Raw genomic sequence first — 595 nt, 5'->3', positions numbered from 1 at the left:
TGGCCGTGATCTCCTTCGTGGTGGTGATCCACGAGCTGGGCCATTTCTGGGTCGGGCGCCGCTTTGGCGTTCACGCAGAGGTCTTCTCCATCGGATTCGGCCCGACGCTGGTGTCCTGGACCGACAAGAAAGGGACAGACTGGCGGATCGCGGCCCTGCCGCTGGGTGGCTATGTGCGGTTTCTGGGCGATGAGAACGCCGCCAGCGCGTCGGATGCCGAGACTCTGGACCGGCTGCGCAGCGACCATGAGTGCGCCGATCAGGTCTTTCATTTCAAGCCGGTCTGGCAACGCGCCCTGATCGTCGCCGCCGGACCCATTGCGAATTTCCTCCTGGCAATCCTGGTCTTTGCCGCGCTCGGCATGATGCGCGGTGAAGTCCGCATGGAGCCTCTGGTCGGCACGGTGCTCGAGGAGTCGCCAGCGGCCGAAGCCGGGTTCGAGCCCGGCGACCTGATCGTTTCGATTGAGGGCCGGCGCGTCGAAGGCTTCTTCGACGTGACGCAGGCCGTGTTCATGCGCGCCGGCGAACCGCTGGAAATCGTGATCGAACGTGACGGCGAACGCCGGACGCTGATCGCAACACCTGAGCGACG

The 595-nt window shown here is 65.0% G+C and carries 1 protein-coding gene; it reads left to right on the top strand.

The genetic code is table 11. From position 1 onward, the window contains the following. The coding region (locus V7672_RS15250; RefSeq protein ID WP_335625417.1) for a M50 family metallopeptidase at positions 1 to 595 on the top strand (595 nt) is incomplete at both ends.

This window comes from Brevundimonas sp. (genome assembly GCF_036963785.1).
Lineage (GTDB): Bacteria > Pseudomonadota > Alphaproteobacteria > Caulobacterales > Caulobacteraceae > Brevundimonas.
This window is presented reverse-complemented; position numbering and strand designations above follow the sequence as displayed.